This is a genomic window from Shinella sumterensis (genome assembly GCF_004514425.2).
Taxonomy (GTDB): Bacteria; Pseudomonadota; Alphaproteobacteria; order Rhizobiales; family Rhizobiaceae; genus Shinella; species Shinella sumterensis.
Genome location: NZ_MYFN02000002.1, coordinates 13,124 through 29,316, shown reverse-complemented (window position 1 = coordinate 29,316; position 16,193 = coordinate 13,124). Strand labels below are relative to the sequence as shown.

Genomic DNA, 16,193 nt, shown 5'->3' with positions numbered 1-16,193 from the left:
CCGGACGCCACGGCTGCGTCAGCCAAGCGCGGAGAGATCGACCGCGACCGTCCGTCCGCTTTCCGCAGCCGCACGGATCGCATCGAGAACGATGAGGTTTGCGGTCGCGTCACGCGCGGAGACGAGCGGCGCGCCGCCATCGCGGACCAGCGTGGCGAAATGCGCGATCTGCGCCTCGTAGGGGTCTTCCGCCGCAACCGTCAGGACGGACGGCTTGAGCTTTCGCGTCCAGTCCGGTTCGCCGTCGGGCTCCCACAGGGTCAGGTCGGGCAGGGAAAGCCCCGCACGGCTGCCGGCATAGTGATGAGCGCTGACCGGATGGGCCGGGAAGCGCACAAGGTTTTCGCCCGCGGTGAGGTCCCAGGCCCAGGGACCGGTCGCCGCATCGGAAATGCACAGCGTGGCAAGCCCGCCGCGCTTGAAGGTCAGCGCCACCGCTGCCGTATCCTCGACCGCAAAGCCGCGCCGCGCGTTGCTGGAAATCGCTTGCACGGTGGCGATCTCGCCGAAGAAATGGCGCATCAGGTCGATTTCGTGAACGAGGTTGATGAGAAGCGGCCCTCCAACGCCCGGCGCGCGCCGCCATCCCGCGTCAAAATAGGAGGCGGGCTTCGCCAGCGCACAGGTGATGGTCGCCATGACGAGATCGCCGATCCGGCCGGCATGGATTGCGGCATGGGCGGCGCGGATGATCGGGTTGTGACGGCGGTGATGGCCGATGAGAAGCGGCACGCCGGTTTCCTCGGCAACAGTGATAAGCCGCAGCGCGGAGGCAAGGCTCTCGGCAACGGGCTTTTCCAGCAGGACCGGGATGCCGGCTTTCATCAGCGCCTCGGATACCGGCAGATGCGTTTCGTTCGGCGTCGCAACGATCGCCGCCTGCGCAAGTCCGGAATCGATGAGCGCGGTCACATCGGGCAGGCATGGCACGCCATTCGCCGCGGCAAGCGCACGCCCCGCGGGTGCCGGATCGACAAGGGCCGAAAGCTGCACGCCGTCCATGCGGGCCAGCGTATCGATATGCGTCTTGCCGATGACGCCCGCACCGATAACCGCGACGGCGATCTTTTCTGTCATAAAGTCCTCCCTGACTACGGTGGAAACGTAGCAGAACAAAAATAAATTGGAATTCAAGTTTAATATTGAACGTCATTCCATTTTTTGCAATGATCAAGACAGATCGAAACGCGTTTGCCGGAGGAGGAGGCCGCATGCAGCAGTTTGAACCAGCAGAAGAGCCCCGGCCGCGCCGCGTCCGAACCGGCGGAATATGGGCGTGAGCCGCGTTCTCGTCACCGGCGGCACCGGCTTCGTCGGGCTGCGCGCGGCGGCTGCGCTCGCCGCCGCTGGCCATTCCGTGCGGGTCTTCGACCTTGCGCCCCGCCCCGAACGGCTCCCGCCGGGGCTCGATGCGGAGATCGTCGCGGGCGATATAACGGACACCGCATCCGTTATCGAGGCAGCGCACGGCTGTGATGGAATTGTCCATCTCGCGGGGCTGATGACCGTGGACTGCGCCCGCGACCCGGTGCTCGGTGCACGCGTCAATCTCATCGGCAGCCTCAACGTCTTCGAGGCGGCAAAGGCCCGCCGCCTGCCGGTCGCCTATCTATCGACGGCCGGCGTTTTCGGTCCGGAAGACGCCATCCATCCGAAGCCCATGACCATCTACGGTGCGACCAAGCTTGCGGTAGAAGGCGCGGCCCGTGCCTTCCACCTCGACCATGGCGTGCCGAGCCTGGGCCTGCGTCCCTACATCGTCTACGGGCCGGGCATCAGCACAGGCATCGCCGCCGGTCCGTCTATCGCTCTTGCCGCGGCTGCGCACCGCAAACCGGCGCAAATCCGCTTTTCCGGCCGCGTCGGGTTCGTCTTCGTCGATGACGTCGCCCGCCTGCTCGCCGCGGCGATGACCGCGCCGCTGACGGGCGCGACCGCACTCACGATGGCCGGCGATACCGCCGAAATGCACGACTTCGTGACCGAACTGTCGCAGCAGTCGGGCTGGTCCGACATCACCATCGACGGGCCGCCATTGCGTATCCCCGCCGACCTCGCTTCGGACCCGGTTCCGCCCGCGCTCGGCGCTCAGCCGATCACCGATATCAAGACCGGCATCCGCCTGTCGCTGGCCGAGCTGACGGGCGCAGCGGCCGTGGAATCGTCCAATGTTTAATCCCCATCGTCCATTTCCCCGCCACCGATGGCATGGTCTTGTCAATCATCAAGACGACCGCCTGTCGGACAAGACGAACCGTCGTGCCCAGATATGGAGCGAGGTGGGGCAAGAATAGGCAAATCGCGGCCTGCCGGGGAGGAGACCTGGAGACTGCGTTTCGAAAACGAACCATTCGGGTGCGCTTTCGGATTTTCGGCATATGATCATTCAAGGGAGGAACACGATGATCAAGAAACTGCTTTCCGCAACGGCAATGGTGCTGGCGCTTGGTGCTGCACCCGCGCTCGCAGATCTCAAGGTCGGCTCGATCGTCGAGCTGTCCGGCCCCGGCGCTGCCGCCGGCACGAATTTCCGCGATGGCGTGAAAATGGGCTTCGAGGAAATCAATGCAGAGGGCGGCATCCTCAAGGAGCCGGTCAGCGTCATCGAATATGACAGCCAGACCGATCCGCAGGTTTCCCGCGCCATGGTCCAGAAGGCGATCGATGACGAAGTCTACGCCATCATGGGCACCGTCTTCTCGTCATCGACCGTCGTGAACATGATCGTCGCCAAGCAATATGGCATTCCGCAGTTCACCGGCTCCGAGGCGCCCTCCATCACCGCCAAGGGCAATCCCTACATCTTCCGTACCGCCTTCGGCTCCCAGAAGGGCGTGCCGAAGATGGTGAAGTACATGGTCGAGAAAATGGGTGTGAAGAAGGTCGGCGTCGCCTGGGCCAACACCGAGTTCGGCAAGGGCGGTCATCAGGCCTTCATCGACGAAGCGGCCAAGGCCGGCCTCGAGATCGTCGTGGACGTTCCCTCCGAACAGGCCCAGGCCGATTTCTCCGCCGACGTGCTGAAACTGAAGAACTCCGGTGCCGATGCCTTCTTCGTCTATTACACCGAGGAGGAAAGCGCGCGCTTCCTGCGCGAGGCCCGCAAGCAGGGTATCGAAAAGCCGCTGATCGGCGAAACCACCCTGATCGGCCACAAGGTGATCGAGCTTGCCGGCGATGCCGCAAACGGCGCCATGGGCCATGTCGGCCTGACGCCGGATGCGGATGTGCCAGCCCTGAAGGACATGGTCGAGCGCTTCAAGACCAAGTTCAAGTACACGCCGGATCACAACGCCATCAAGGGCTACACCGCCGCCTGGACGCTGAAATACGTCACCGAAATGGTCGGCTCGCCGGACAGCAAGGCCATCGCCGAAAAAATGCATGGCCTGACCCTCAAGGCTGCCGAATATCCCGGCGTCCTCATGGATGTGAGCTGGGACGAAACCGGTGAAATGTCGCGCGAGAGCTTCTTCGTGAAGGTCGAGAACGGCAAGCAGGTGGTTGAGGCCATCCTGCCCCCGAACTGACCGCCCCGACTGGTTCCTGGCCGGCGGCGCATTCCGCCGCCGGCATACCTATCCCAACATCGCCAAGCCGACCACCAGCCCTTGAGGACTTCATCATGGCCGAGCTTCTCCAAATCCTGATCTCCGGCCTCGCCGCAGGTTCCATCTACGCGCTTGCCGCCGTCGGCTTCACGCTGCTCTGGCAGGCGTCGCAGACGATCAACTTCGCCCAGGGCGAATTCGTCATGCTGCCGGCCTTCTTCGTCCTCATCGGCATGACCATGCTCGGCCTGCCGATGTGGACATCCGTCATCCTCGCGCTGGTGCTGTCGCTCCTCATCCTCGGCGTCGCCTTCAAGCGGCTGATCGTCGAGCCCATGCTGCCGCATGGCACGCTGCCGCTGGTCATCGCCACGATCGCGCTCGGCCTTCTGATGAAGGAGAGCGTGAAGGAATTCTACGGCGCGACCGCCCAGCCCTTCCCCGCCATCTTCCCGCAGGATGTCTACCACATCGCAGGCGCCAGCGTTTCCGTGCAGGATATCGGCAATCTCGTCGTCTCCATGCTCGCCATCGGCGGCCTCCAGCTCTTCCTCAGCCGCACCCGCACGGGCCGCTGCATGCAGGCGAGCGCGCAGAATCCGGCCGTCGCCGAAATCCTCGGCGTCAACGTCAAGCGCATGGTGCTCTACACATTCCTGATCAACGCAACGCTCGCCACTATCGCCTCGGTCCTCATCTCGCCGATCTATCTGGCGAAGTTCTCGAACGGCGAAACGCTCGGCCTCGTCGCCTTCATCGCGGCCATCGTCGGCGGCTTCAACCAGATCCGCGGCGCTCTCGTCGGCGGGCTGCTGATCGGCGTCATCGACAATCTCTCGGCCGTCTACATCTCCGCCCAGTATCGCTCGGCCATGCCGCTCATCCTGCTCATCGTCATCATTCTGCTGCGCCCGCAGGGCCTGCTCGGCACTCCGGAAGGGAGAACCGTATGACCCGTCTTCGCCCCCTTCTTCTGCTTGCCGGCGTCGCGGCCCTCATCCTGGCGCCCATCGGCCAGGGCAACTACATCGTCTACACGCTTTGCTCGTGGCTCCTGTTTTCCATCGCCGCCATGGGCCTGAACCTCACGCTCGGCTATGCCGGCCAGGTCAGCCTGGCGCAGGCCGGCTTCATGGGCATCGGCGCCTATATCACCGCGCTGATGACGCTTGCCGGCATGCACTGGGGCGTGGCGGTCATCGCCTCAATTCTCTCCAGCTTTGCCGTCGGCCTCTTGCTCGGTTACCCGGCCCTGCGCGTCCAGCATCACTTCCTCGCCTTCGTCACGCTCGCCTTCAACACCTTGCTGTTTCTCGTGCTGCGCAACGAGGAAGACATTACCGGCGGCTCCTTCGGCCTCAGCGGCATGGAGCGCCCATCCTTCTTCGGCTTCTCGACGGACAGCAACCTCGCCTTCTACTACTTCTCGCTGGTCTGCTTCCTGATTGCCGCCTTCTCGATGTGGTGGATCCTGCGCTCGCCCTGGGGGCGCGCCTTCAAGGCCTTGCGCGAGAACCCGATCCGCGCCGAAAGCCTCGGCCTCAAGGTGCGCCGCCAAACGCTGCTCGCCTTCGCCATCGGCTCGGCCTTCGGCGGTCTCGCCGGCGCGCTCCAGTCGCCGCTGGTGCAGTTCATCGAACCGTCGAGCTTCGCCCTCATGCATTCGCTGAAGCTGCTGCTTATGGTCGTCGTCGGTGGCGCAGGCTTTTTCTTCGGGCCCATGCTGGGCGCCGCGGTGGTCATCCTGCTGCCGGAAGTGTTGCGCTTCACCGAGGGCTACTACCTCATCATCTACGCCTTCCTCGTGATCGTTCTCATGGTCTATTCGCCGAACGGCCTGATCGGCCTCGGACAGAAGCTGTACGAGAAGCTGAAGCCGAAACATGAAGCCCGTCGCGATCTGAAACAGGGAGTCCAGCTGTGAACATGCACACCAGGCAACACGACGGCCCCATCCTTTCGGTCCGCAACATTTCCAAGCAGTTCGGCGGCATCCGCGCGGTCAACGGCGTGAGTTTCGACGTCCAACGCGGCGAGATCCTCGGCCTGATCGGCCCCAACGGCTCCGGCAAGTCGACGCTGTTCAACTGCATCCTCGGCCAGCTGCGCCCAACGGAAGGCCATTGCGAGATCGAAGGGCGGTCGACGGACGGGGTGCGCCCCGCAGACCTTTCCCTGATGGGCGTCGGGCGCACCTTTCAGCAGCTTTCGGTCTTCCCGAAAATGTCGGTGCTCGACAATGTCATCCTTGCCGGGCAGGAACATGAGGGCTCGATGCTCTCGCGCCTCTTCGGCAAATCGGATGCGGGGCTCACGGAAAAAGCCGAGCAGTTGATCGAGTTCTTCCGTCTGACGCCTTACCGCGATACAGAGGCGGGTTCGCTGTCCTACGGCCAGCAGAAGCTCGTCGACGCCGCCATGGCCTTCATGGCCGGGCCTGGCATCGTCCTTCTCGACGAGCCGGCTGGCGGCGTGAACCTCACCATGCTCGGCCACCTCAAGGAACGGCTGATCACCTATAACCGCGAACACGGCACGACCTTCGTCGTCATCGAACACAACATGGAGTTCGTGATGTCGCTGTGCACGCGCATCATCGTGCTGGCGCAGGGCGAGATCATCGCCGAGGGGAGCCCGGACGAGATCCGGTCGAACCAGATGGTCATCGACGCTTATCTCGGAGGCTGACATGCTGGAGCTGAAGACCATCACCGGCGGTTACGGCCGGATCACCATCCTCAACGGCACCTCCTTCTCTATCCCCAAGGCGTCGATCACCACGGTGATCGGCCCCAACGGGGCGGGCAAGTCCACCGTATTCAAGGCGATTTTCGGGCTTCTCAACATCCAGTCCGGCGAAATCCTGCTCGACGGCGAGACCGTCACCCGCAAGTCGCCGGCCGAAATGATCGCCCGCGGCGTCACCTACGTGCCGCAGGGCCGCAACGTCGTGCCGCAGCTCTCCGTCCTGCACAATCTCGAGCTCGGCGGGATAACGTCGAAAGACCAGACCAAGGTGAGGCGCCGCATGGAAGAGGTCATGGACCAGTTCCCGATGTTGCGCGAGCGCAAGGACCAGAAGGCCATCGAGCTGTCCGGCGGCCAGCAGAAGCAGCTGGAAATCGCCCGCGCCCTGCTGCTCGACCCCAAGCTGATCCTGATCGACGAGCCCTCCATCGGCCTGTCGCCCAATCTCGTGCAGGAGGTGTTCCAGACGCTCATCCGCCTGCGGGACCAGGGCGTGACCATCCTCATGGTCGAGCAGAACGCCAAGGCGGCGCTCGCGATGTCCGACTACGGCCTCGTGCTCGAACTCGGCCAGACACGCATGTTCGACAAGGCCGATGCGCTTTTGAAGGATCCTCGGGTGGGCCAGCTTTTCCTCGGCGGCCACATCGAGGACGCCGCCTGACGCTCCTCCGCAGGCGCGACGCGTGAAAGGCCCGGCAGGATCACCCTGCCGGGCCTTCTGATTTCGGCACGGGCGCTTCGCAATTTGTGACGGGAAACGAGCGAACCCCGCGATACGCGCAAGCTAAAATCACTATTATATATAAAATTAGTAGATTGTTTCTTATCCCGGCTGCGCAGTCCTTTTAGGTTTGACTAAAGTCTATATGCCCTGAAAGGAGTTCGAGAATGACGGCATCGCGGCCTGTCCCGCCCGCTTTGCGGTTGCGCTCGGTCAACAAGTCCTACGGCCCGACCCGAGCGCTGAGTTCTGTCGATCTGGATGTGCATGCCGGGGAAATCGTCGCGTTGATGGGCGCCAATGGCGCAGGCAAGTCGACGCTGATCAAAATCCTCTGCGGCATTCAGCGGGCGGATTCCGGCGCGATCGAAATCGAGGGCCGCTCCGTCGATATCGCATCTCCCGCACAGGCGCAGGAACGCGGCATCGTCGCCGTTCACCAATCCATCGCCGACGTCGGTGTCCCGACGCTCAGCGTCGCGGAAAACCTGCTGCTGGATCTCTTCTGCACCGGCGCGGGCCCGCTGGTGGCCACGCCCGCCAATGTGCGCCGCCGCGCGCAGGAGCGCGCCGAACGGATCGGCCTGGACATCGACCTCGATGCGCAGCTCGCCGACGTGTCGCTGGCCGACCAGCAACTGATCGCGATAGCGCGTGCCGTCAGCCATCGCCCGACCGTCATGCTGTTCGACGAACCGACCGCCAGCCTTTCCGCAGGCGAAACGGAAAAGCTCTTCCGCGTTATCGAAGGGCTGCGGGCAAGCGGTGTCGCCATCATCTATGTATCCCACAAGATCGCCGATATACGCCGGCTTGCCGACCGTGTCGTCGTCCTGCGGGACGGCCGCATTTCGGCGAGCTTCGAACGCCCTGTCGAGATCAACGCGGCCATTCGCGCCATGATCGGTCACGACCTGCCGGCGGCGCGGCCACGAGCAACGAGCGACGGACCGCCGATTTTCCGGATCAGGAATGCCCGTCTGAGAAAGCGCGAAGCCAGCTTCGACCTCGATGTCGGCGCCGGCGAGATCATCGCCGTCACCGGCCCGCTCGGGTCCGGCAAGAGCGCGCTTGCCGGCGCGATCTTCGGGCTGTGGCCTCTTGCAGAGGGGCAAATGTGGTTGGAAGACCAGCCGTGGCGGCCTTCCGGACCCGCCCAGTCGATCGCCTCGGGCGTCTTTTATGCCGGGGAAGATCGGTGGCGGACATCGTTCTTTCCCTCCACCGTGCCCTTCGCCTCGGTTGCGGGCACGATCAGCTTTCCGTTTCTGCGCCGTTGGCGCGCCTTCGGCCTGCTCCCCATCCGGCAGGAAGGCAGGGTTGCCGACGATGCCATCGCCACCTTCGGCATCAAGGCACGGTCGCGCGACGTACCGCTTACGGCACTGTCCGGCGGCAACCAGCAGAAGGTGGTGCTCGCGCGCTGGCAGGCGGAGCCCGCACGACTCCTGCTGCTCGATGAACCCTTCCAGGGCGTCGATGTCGGCGCGCGCGACGACATCATTCGCGCCATCAGGACAAGCAGCGCCGGACGCGCGACGATCGTCTTCGTCAGCGACTACGAAGAGGCGCTGGAAGTCGGTGACCGCATCCTGACCATCGAAAACGGCGTAATCCAGGCCGATACGGCCGCCGAGACCGCCATCCGTGCATCATCCCCGGCGGCGGAGCCGCAGTTGGAAACAGTCTAATGTCCATCACAGCATCGTCCTCTCCCGACCATACCGGCGCGGCACCCGGCTGGCCCTGGCAGACAATCGTCATAAAGTCGGGCATCTTCGTCCTGCTCGCAGCCATGATGATCATCTTCCAGCTGAACGAGCCGGCGTTCCTCAGGGTCGCCAACATCTTCAGCATCCTTCAGGCTGTCGCGATCGTGGCGCTGCTCGGCATCGGCGTCACGGTAAGCTGCGCCATCGGCGGCTTCGATCTCTCCGTCGGCGCGCTGGCGGCCCTCAGCCAGATGGCCGCGGCCTATATTCTCATCGTGCTCAACGGCTCCGCCTTCGAGGCGATCGCCGGCACGCTGCTGATCGGCGTGCTGGTCGGCCTTTTCAACGGGCTGCTCATCGTCATCCTGCGCGTTCCGGATCTGCTGGCGACACTCGGCACGCTGTTCCTGCTTGCCGGCGCCCAGCTCATCCCGACGGGCGGGCGCTCCGTCGCTCCCGGCATGGCGCTGCTCGACGGCAGCGCCGCAACGGGGTCCTTCACCGAATTCTTCCTGGCGCTCGGGCGCTACAGGGTCGGCGGTGTGGTGCCGGTTCCGGTGATCGTGCTTGGTGTCGTCGCGCTGGTCTTCTGGTTCATCATGGAAAGAACGCGCTGGGGACGCGTCTTCTATGCCGTCGGCGGCTCACCGACCGCAGCCCACCTGGCGGGCGCGCCGACGAAGACCTACCGCTTCACCGCCTATATCGTCTCGTCCGTTCTTGCGGCCCTCGGCGGCATCCTGCTTGCCGCCCGCCTCGGCCGCGGCGATGTCAGCGCCGGTAACTCCCTGATGCTCGACGCCGTCGCAGCCTGCCTTATCGGCTATGCGGTGCTTGGCGCCAACAGGCCCAATGTCTTCGGCACGGTCGTCGGCGCCGTCTTCGTGGGCGTGCTTCTCAACGGCCTGACCATGCTCAACGCCCCCTATTACATCCAGGACTTCGTGAAAGGCCTCGTGCTGATCGGTGCCCTCGCGCTCACCTTCAGCCTGTCGCATCGCCGAAACTGAAACGACAACCGCACTGACATCTCAACATCAGCCCAGACGGGCATCAAAATCGGAGAAACACATGAAACGACGTACTCTTCTCGGTCTCGCAACCGGCGCGCTTCTGGCCGCCTCCGGCATCATGAGCGGCATAGCCAGCGCGCAGGGCATCAGCGGCGCGCCCGCACCCTTCGACAAGGGCGGCGTCAAGGTCGCGCTCATCGTCTACCTCTCGGGCGGCGATTACTACCAGAACTACGAAGCGGGCGTGAAGCGCCAGGCCGACAAACTCGGCATCGAACTGCGCTCTTTCCAGGGCCGCCAGAAGCCTGACGAACAGCGCGAGCAGATCCGCCAGGCCATCAATCTCGGCGTCAGCGGCATCATCATCGCCGGCGGCAAGGGCGAGGCGGTCTCCGACGTGGTGCAGGAAGCCCTGGATGCCGGCATCAAGATCGCCGTGCAGAACATCACGCTGCCGCAGAAGGAGATCATCGTCATCGACCAGGACGAAAGCAAGCAGCTGAACCTCGTGCTGGAGCAGGCGGTCAAGGACAACGGCGACGACTTCAAGGCGGGCTATATCTACGTGGAAGGCTTCCCGGCCCTCGACAAGCGCGACGTCGCCTGGCAGGCCTTCAAGAAGAGCCATCCGGGCGTGAGCCAGCTCGCCCAGTGGGGCGCGGTCGACGACACGCCGGCACAGACGGTCGCAAACCAGACCGCTGCCGTCTTCCGCGCCAATCCCGACATCAATGTCGTTCTGGCACCGTGGGACGAGTTCGCGCGCGGTGCGAAGATCGCCGTGGACGAAGCCGGTCTCAACGACCAGGTGAAGATCTACAGCGTCGACGTTTCGACGTCGGACATCCAGGCGATCCGCGAACCGAACAGCCCGTGGGTCGCGACCTCGGCCATCAGTGCCGCCGGAACCGGCGCGGCTGCGCTGCGCGCCATTGCCCTGTCGCTGACCGGCGAACTCAAGGAAACCAACATCCTTCTGCCGCCGACCCTCATCACGCGCCAGTTCCTGCTCGATAACGATGTGAAGACGGAGGAAGAGCTGAACGCCAAGCTACCGGAATTCGCGCTTGAACATGCGGTGACGGCCGAGTGGATTACAAAGGCTGCCGCCCCCTCGAACTGAAGCGACGCGCAAACTTTGCGAAAATCGGGGGCCGCATCGTCGGCCCCTAATTCGTTGGAACGTTCGAGTTGACAACTCCGGCCCGGCCTAACCGTGCACCGCACTCGCCGTCGCGTTCAGATGATGTATTCCGGCTCGCTCAGGCTCTGGTCCATGGTCACGCCCGGCAGAGCCGTGTGAGGTTTTCCCACCGGTCGCGCCGGAACGCCGACGACGGAGGTGTACGGCGCGACCGGAGCGAGGACGACGCTGCCGGCGCCGATCTTCGCGCCGACACCCACCTCGATATTGCCGAGAATCTTGGCGCCCGCCCCGATCAGCGCGCCGCGGCGAACCTTCGGATGACGGTCGCCGGTCTGCTTTCCGGTTCCGCCGAGCGTGACGTTCTGGAGAATGGAGACATCATCCTCGACGACCGCCGTCTCGCCGATGACGAGACCGCTGCCGTGATCCAGCATGATGCCGCGGCCCATGACGGCCGCGGGATGAATATCGATCGCGAAGGCTTCCGAAATCCGGCTCTGGATGTGGCGGGCAAGGTGCCGGCGACCCATCGTCCAGAGCCAATGGCCGACGCGATAGGCCTGCAATGCGGAAAAGCCCTTGAAATAAAGAAATGGCGTCAGAACCTCGCCGTTGCTGGGATCACGATCCTTGACCGCCTGGAGATCGGCGGCCGCCGCGCCGAGCAGCCCCGGCTTGTCGGAATAGGCGCCGTAGATCAGGGCCAGCAACTCGTCGCGGTCGACATCGTGGTCGGCGAGCTTGATCGCGAGCCTATGGGAGAGCGCATGGCCGAAACTGGCATGCATCAGCACGGCCGAGTTCATGGCGCGCCCCAGTGCCGGATCGCGTTGCACGGCCGCGGCCGCCTCCTCCCGCAGCATCTGCCACAGCACGGCGACCACGCCGCGGGCAGCATCCTCGATGGGGAAGAAAACGACATTGCTTTCGGTTCCGGTCATGGCGCAGCCTCCTTGGCGCGAGCAGGCTTATCGAGAGAACGATGGCGGATGCCGGCACACGGCAGTCCCGGCATGCCGTGGAACCCGCCGCCTAAACCGCCTCCAGGATCTGTCGCTGGAGATCGACGGCACGCGGATCCGCGAGTTCCCGCCGGGGCCGGTCGAGATCGACAGCAATATCGAGCGAGATGGCGCCGCCGCTGAGCACGACGACCCGGTCAGCCAAAGCAACGGCTTCTGCCACGTCGTGGGTGATCAGGACCGTCGTGAAGCCGCGTTCCGTCCAGATCCGCTCCAACAGGCGATGCATCTCGATGCGCGTCAACGCATCCAGCGCGCCGAAGGGTTCGTCCAGCAGCAGGATTTGCGGCTCGCTGACAAGGGCGCGGGCCAGCGCCACGCGCTGCCGCTGGCCGCCGGAAAGGACGCTCGGCCAGTCGTTCTCGCGGTCGTCGAGCCCGACATCAGCCAGCGTCCGCCGCGCTTTTTCCTGCCAGTCCGCGCCGCGGGCAATGCCGACATTTTCCCCGACACGCTGCCAGGGTACCAGGCGGGCCTCCTGGAACAGCAAGCGCACAGAGGGATGGAGGCGTTCGACCGTGCGCCCGCCGATGGCGACGCGGCCGCTGCTCGGCGTGTCGAGCCCGGCGATCAGGCGCATCAGCGTCGACTTCCCGCCGCCCGACCGGCCGACGACGGCAAGGAACTGGCCGGCCGGAACGTCGAGATTGAAATTTCCCAGCACGCTCAGCTTGCCGAAGGTTTTCCCGACGCGCGATAACGAGATCGGAAGACCCGCCTCGCTCTCCGGCACGTAGAAGTCGGCGGCACTCATCGCCCGCCCTCCTGCCCGCCCTGGTAGGCGGGGTGCCAGACAAGCACGCGCTTTTCGATCGCACGGGTCGCGACATCGGCAAGCTTGCCGAGGAGGGCATAGACGATGATGCCGAGCAGGACGACATCGGTCTGCAGGAACTCGCGCGCGTTCATCGTCATGTAGCCGATGCCGCTGGTGGCGGAGATCGTCTCGGCAACGATGAGCGTCAGCCACATGAAGCCCAGCGCATAGCGCAGGCCGACGAGAATAGAGGGCAGTGCGCCCGGCAGGATGATCCTCGTGATCAGCGCCTTGCGGTCGAGCCCGTAGACCGAGGCCATCTCGACGAGTTGCGGATCGATGGTGCGTACGCCGTAAAACGTGTTGATATAGATCGGGAAGAAGACGCCGATCGAAACGAGGAAGATCTTCGCCGTCTCATCGATGCCGAACCAGAGGATGACGAGCGGGATCAGCGCGAGATGCGGGATGTTGCGCACCATCTGCAGCGTGCTGTCGAGCAGCGTCTCGGCCGGTTTCCAGAGTCCATTGACGACGCCCGCGATGAAACCGAGCCCGCCGCCGATGGCAAGGCCGATCAGCGCGCGCTGCGTGGAGGCGAGCGTGTGGACGATGAGCGAGCCGTTGAGCAACGACTTCCAGAAGGCAGCGGCAACGGTCGTCGGCGCCGGCATGAGACGTGCCGTCACGAGGCCGGTCCGCGCAGCGATCTCCCACACGACCAGAAGCACGATAGGAAGGGCCCAGGGTAACAGGGCGCTTCCCAGACGTTTGAAATTGGGCTTGCTGCGGGTATCGCCGGCAGCGTAACCGGCCACCGACGTGTCCGTCATCAGGCACCACCCTTGCGCACGACATCCGCAATCGAGATCTTCTCGGGGATCAGGCCAAGTTCGAAGAACGTGTCGGCGATCGCCTGCTGCTGCTTGACGACGCTCTCGTCGATTGCCTTGACACCATAGGACTGGCGCTCCAGCGCGACGGCAAGTACATCCTCGGGAATGCCCACGGACGGCGCCAGTTCAGCGGCGGCCGCAGCGGTATTGGCCTTGGCCCATTCATCGATCTCGCCGACAGCCTCGATCACCACGTCGACCGCTTCGGGATTGTTGTCCACGAAGCTCTTTGCACCGAGATAGAACTGATGGTTCGGCACGATGCCTTCCCCATTGCGCAGCTCACGCGCCTCGATCGCCACTTCCGCGGCCGCCTGGAACGGGTCCCAGATGACCCAGGCATCGACCGCGCCCTGTTCGAAGGCGGCACGGGCATCGGCCGGCGGCAGGAAGGAAGTCTTGATGTCGGTATACTTGAGGCCCGCCTCTTCCAGAGCCTTGACGAGCAGGTAGTGCACGTTCGAGCCCTTGTTGAGCGTCACCGTCTTGCCCTTGAGATCAGCCACGGTCTTGATGGGGCTGTCCTTGGGCACGAGGATCGCTTCGCCGCGCGCTGCCGGCGGCTCATGCGCGATGTAGACCAGCGGCGCGCCGGCGGCCTGTGCAAAGATCGGCGGCGTTTCGCCGGTTGTGCCGAAATCGACGGCGCCGACATTGAGCGCTTCCAGGAGCTGCGGACCGGCAGGGAACTCCGTCCAGGTCACGGTATAGCCGATCTTCTCCAGCTTCTTCTCGAGAAGGCCCTTGCCCTTGAGCAGGACGAGTGTGCCGTACTTCTGGTAGCCGATGCGGACCGTCTTGTCGGCGGCCTGCGCCAGCCCTCCGCTCAACAGCGGCAAGGCGAGCACGGCGGCAAGGGCCGTCGAGAAAAGGCGGCGTGAAATCGTCATGGCGTTCCCCTGTACCGAAATCTTTGGACTATATATATAATCTATAGATTTCTGGCTCTTTCGAGGGCGCCCATTCCAAAGCTATCCGGATCTTGTAGTTTTTTCTCCTAGCGACAGATCGGAACGCGTGATGTCGGCGGTCGTTAACGGGCTTACGCCCGGCCCTGCCGGCGCACCGATGCAGGCGTCGCAGATGCCACAGCCATCATCGTCAATCGCCTGATCGGCCCGCCCGCAACAGATACAGGACGCGGCCTTTGGAACAGCTTTGCCGCACCGGTGCGGCGGCAGGATTTCGACCAAGCCGTCGAAGAGATTTTCGGTCTGATTATGTGCCATCGCGGGTATCTCCAACGAGAGTGCACAAGAGATAGGAACACCCCGACGCTTTGCAATGGCCGGTCAACTTCTCGGACGTCACCATCTTGCTGCAGGTGACGGGAGCGCTATCTGCCCAACAATCCCCAGGTGGAGCTGTCGATTTTCATGGATGATCCTTTCCAGCTCAAGCGGTTCGTCGACGCTCAGGGGCTTGTCTTTAACACCGCTCTTGCGGAGCTGCGTGCCGGCCGCAAACAGACGCATTGGATCTGGTTCATCTTTCCGCAGCTGCGCGCCCTTGGCCGCTCGGCGACCGCGGAATTCTACGGCATAACCTCTCTGGACGAAGCACGAGCCTATCTCCAGCATCCTCTTCTGGCAGACCGGCTGACCCGCGCCACCGATGCGGTTCTCGTTCACCGCGACCGAACGGCCCATGACATCTTCGGCTCGCCCGACGACCTCAAGTTCCGATCGTCGATGACGCTGTTCGACGTGGCCTCGAACCACGAAAACGCGCGGTTTCCGATTGCCCTGGAACGCTATTACGACGGGAGACCGGACGAGCGCACGCTTGAGCTACTTGCGCGCCAGAACGATTGAAACGCCGGAGGCCGCCGCGTGAAGCTCGCCACCTATAATGTCAACGGTATCAACGGCCGACTTCCCGTCCTGTTGCGGTGGCTGGAAGAGGATGCGCCCGACGTCGTCTGCCTGCAGGAGCTCAAGTCGCCGAACGAGCGGTTTCCGCAGCGCGAGCTTCAGCGCATGGGATACGAGGCCGTCTGGCACGGGCAGAAGAGCTGGAACGGCGTCGCGATCCTGGCCAGGGGCACGCCGCCAATCTTGACGCGACGCGGACTGCCCGGCGATCCGGACGATACCCATAGCCGCTATATCGAGGCCGCCGTCGATGGCCTGCTGATCGGCTGCCTCTACCTTCCGAACGGGAACCCCGCGCCCGGCCCCAAATTCAGCTACAAACTGCGTTGGTTCGAGCGGCTCCAGTCCTATGCGGCCGATCTGCTGTCGCTCGACGTTCCGGTCGCGCTCGTCGGGGATTTCAACGTGATGCCCACGGATCTCGACGTCTATGCGCCACAACGCTGGCGCGATGACGCGTTGTTCCGGCCCGAGGTCCGGGATGCCTATGCCGATCTCCTCGCCCAGGGTTGGACCGACGCCGTCCGCCATCTCCATCCGGACGAACGCATCTACACGTTCTGGAAATACTGGCGCAACGCGTTCGAACGCGATGCAGGCCTGCGCATCGACCATCTCCTCCTGAGCCCGACGCTGGCGCCCTGGCTGAGAACGGCGAGCGTGCGCCGCAGCCCACGCGGCTGGGATCATACCAGCGACCATGCGCCTGTCATGATCGAGATCGAGCCACCGTCGCGCTGAGCCGGAGA

16 protein-coding genes are annotated in these 16,193 nt (G+C 64.0%); 11 read left to right on the top strand and 5 right to left on the bottom strand.

The features are described from left to right. Positions 1-18 precede the first annotated feature (18 nt). The gene (locus B5M41_RS03940; protein ID WP_134652246.1) at positions 19-1,077 is read right to left on the bottom strand and encodes a Gfo/Idh/MocA family protein; all 1,059 of its coding nucleotides are present in this window, start codon (positions 1,075-1,077) and stop codon (positions 19-21) included. A 199-nt stretch (positions 1,078-1,276) separates the two neighbouring features. On the opposite strand from B5M41_RS03940, the gene B5M41_RS03935 reads away from it, so the two are divergent. The 9 genes from B5M41_RS03935 (at position 1,277) to B5M41_RS03895 (ending at position 10,871) form a co-directional block, all read left to right on the top strand. Further along, a complete protein-coding gene (locus B5M41_RS03935) occupies positions 1,277-2,176 on the top strand; it encodes an NAD-dependent epimerase/dehydratase family protein (RefSeq protein ID WP_167719436.1) in 900 nt (299 codons plus the stop codon). Positions 2,177-2,402: 226 nt separating this feature from the next. Continuing rightward, complete coding sequence (locus tag B5M41_RS03930) at positions 2,403-3,530, top strand: ABC transporter substrate-binding protein (RefSeq protein ID WP_134652242.1); 1,128 nt, start codon at positions 2,403-2,405, stop codon at positions 3,528-3,530. Between the two features lie 95 nt (positions 3,531-3,625). After that, on the top strand, positions 3,626-4,504 hold the full coding sequence (locus B5M41_RS03925) for a branched-chain amino acid ABC transporter permease (protein WP_134652240.1): 879 nt from the start codon (positions 3,626-3,628) through the stop codon (positions 4,502-4,504). After that, positions 4,501-5,475: a branched-chain amino acid ABC transporter permease gene (locus tag B5M41_RS03920; RefSeq protein ID WP_134652238.1), complete on the top strand. Its 975-nt coding sequence runs from the start codon at positions 4,501-4,503 to the stop codon at positions 5,473-5,475. Before B5M41_RS03925 ends, B5M41_RS03920 begins: the two co-directional genes overlap by 4 nt. A 2-nt stretch (positions 5,476-5,477) precedes the next feature. Continuing rightward, positions 5,478-6,239: an ABC transporter ATP-binding protein gene (locus tag B5M41_RS03915; RefSeq protein ID WP_134652236.1), complete on the top strand. Its 762-nt coding sequence runs from the start codon at positions 5,478-5,480 to the stop codon at positions 6,237-6,239. Position 6,240: 1 nt separating this feature from the next. Next, the gene (locus B5M41_RS03910; protein WP_134652234.1) at positions 6,241-6,963 is read left to right on the top strand and encodes an ABC transporter ATP-binding protein; all 723 of its coding nucleotides are present in this window, start codon (positions 6,241-6,243) and stop codon (positions 6,961-6,963) included. A gap of 227 nt (positions 6,964-7,190) precedes the next feature. Then, complete coding sequence (locus B5M41_RS03905) at positions 7,191-8,714, top strand: sugar ABC transporter ATP-binding protein (RefSeq protein ID WP_134652232.1); 1,524 nt, start codon at positions 7,191-7,193, stop codon at positions 8,712-8,714. Then, the gene (locus B5M41_RS03900; protein ID WP_134652230.1) at positions 8,714-9,745 is read left to right on the top strand and encodes an ABC transporter permease; all 1,032 of its coding nucleotides are present in this window, start codon (positions 8,714-8,716) and stop codon (positions 9,743-9,745) included. The genes B5M41_RS03905 and B5M41_RS03900 overlap by 1 nt, the downstream gene beginning before the upstream one ends. 61 nt (positions 9,746-9,806) lie before the next feature. Continuing rightward, entirely contained in the window at positions 9,807-10,871 is a 1,065-nt protein-coding gene (locus B5M41_RS03895) for a substrate-binding domain-containing protein (protein WP_134652228.1), read from the top strand. A gap of 116 nt (positions 10,872-10,987) precedes the next feature. On the opposite strand, the gene cysE is transcribed toward B5M41_RS03895, so the two are convergent. From cysE to B5M41_RS03875, 4 genes are all read right to left on the bottom strand, one after another. Next, positions 10,988-11,836 carry a serine O-acetyltransferase gene (gene cysE, locus B5M41_RS03890; RefSeq protein WP_134652225.1) on the bottom strand — a complete coding sequence of 283 codons (849 nt, stop codon included), beginning with the start codon at positions 11,834-11,836 and terminating at the stop codon, positions 10,988-10,990. Between the two features lie 91 nt (positions 11,837-11,927). Continuing rightward, positions 11,928-12,671, bottom strand: coding sequence for an ABC transporter ATP-binding protein (locus B5M41_RS03885; RefSeq protein ID WP_134652223.1), 744 nt, complete (start codon positions 12,669-12,671; stop codon positions 11,928-11,930). Next, entirely contained in the window at positions 12,668-13,507 is an 840-nt protein-coding gene (locus tag B5M41_RS03880) for an ABC transporter permease subunit (protein ID WP_134652221.1), read from the bottom strand. Before B5M41_RS03880 ends, B5M41_RS03885 begins: the two co-directional genes overlap by 4 nt. Further along, positions 13,507-14,460 (bottom strand): sulfonate ABC transporter substrate-binding protein, encoded by a 954-nt coding sequence (locus B5M41_RS03875; protein WP_134652219.1) that lies wholly within the window; start codon positions 14,458-14,460, stop codon positions 13,507-13,509. The genes B5M41_RS03880 and B5M41_RS03875 overlap by 1 nt, the downstream gene beginning before the upstream one ends. A gap of 486 nt (positions 14,461-14,946) precedes the next feature. On the opposite strand from B5M41_RS03875, the gene B5M41_RS03870 reads away from it, so the two are divergent. Both B5M41_RS03870 and xth read left to right on the top strand, forming a co-directional pair. After that, entirely contained in the window at positions 14,947-15,384 is a 438-nt protein-coding gene (locus B5M41_RS03870) for a DUF1810 domain-containing protein (RefSeq protein WP_134652217.1), read from the top strand. A gap of 18 nt (positions 15,385-15,402) precedes the next feature. Then, positions 15,403-16,185, top strand: coding sequence for an exodeoxyribonuclease III (gene xth, locus B5M41_RS03865; protein WP_134652215.1), 783 nt, complete (start codon positions 15,403-15,405; stop codon positions 16,183-16,185). The last annotated feature ends 8 nt before the right edge of the window (positions 16,186-16,193 follow it).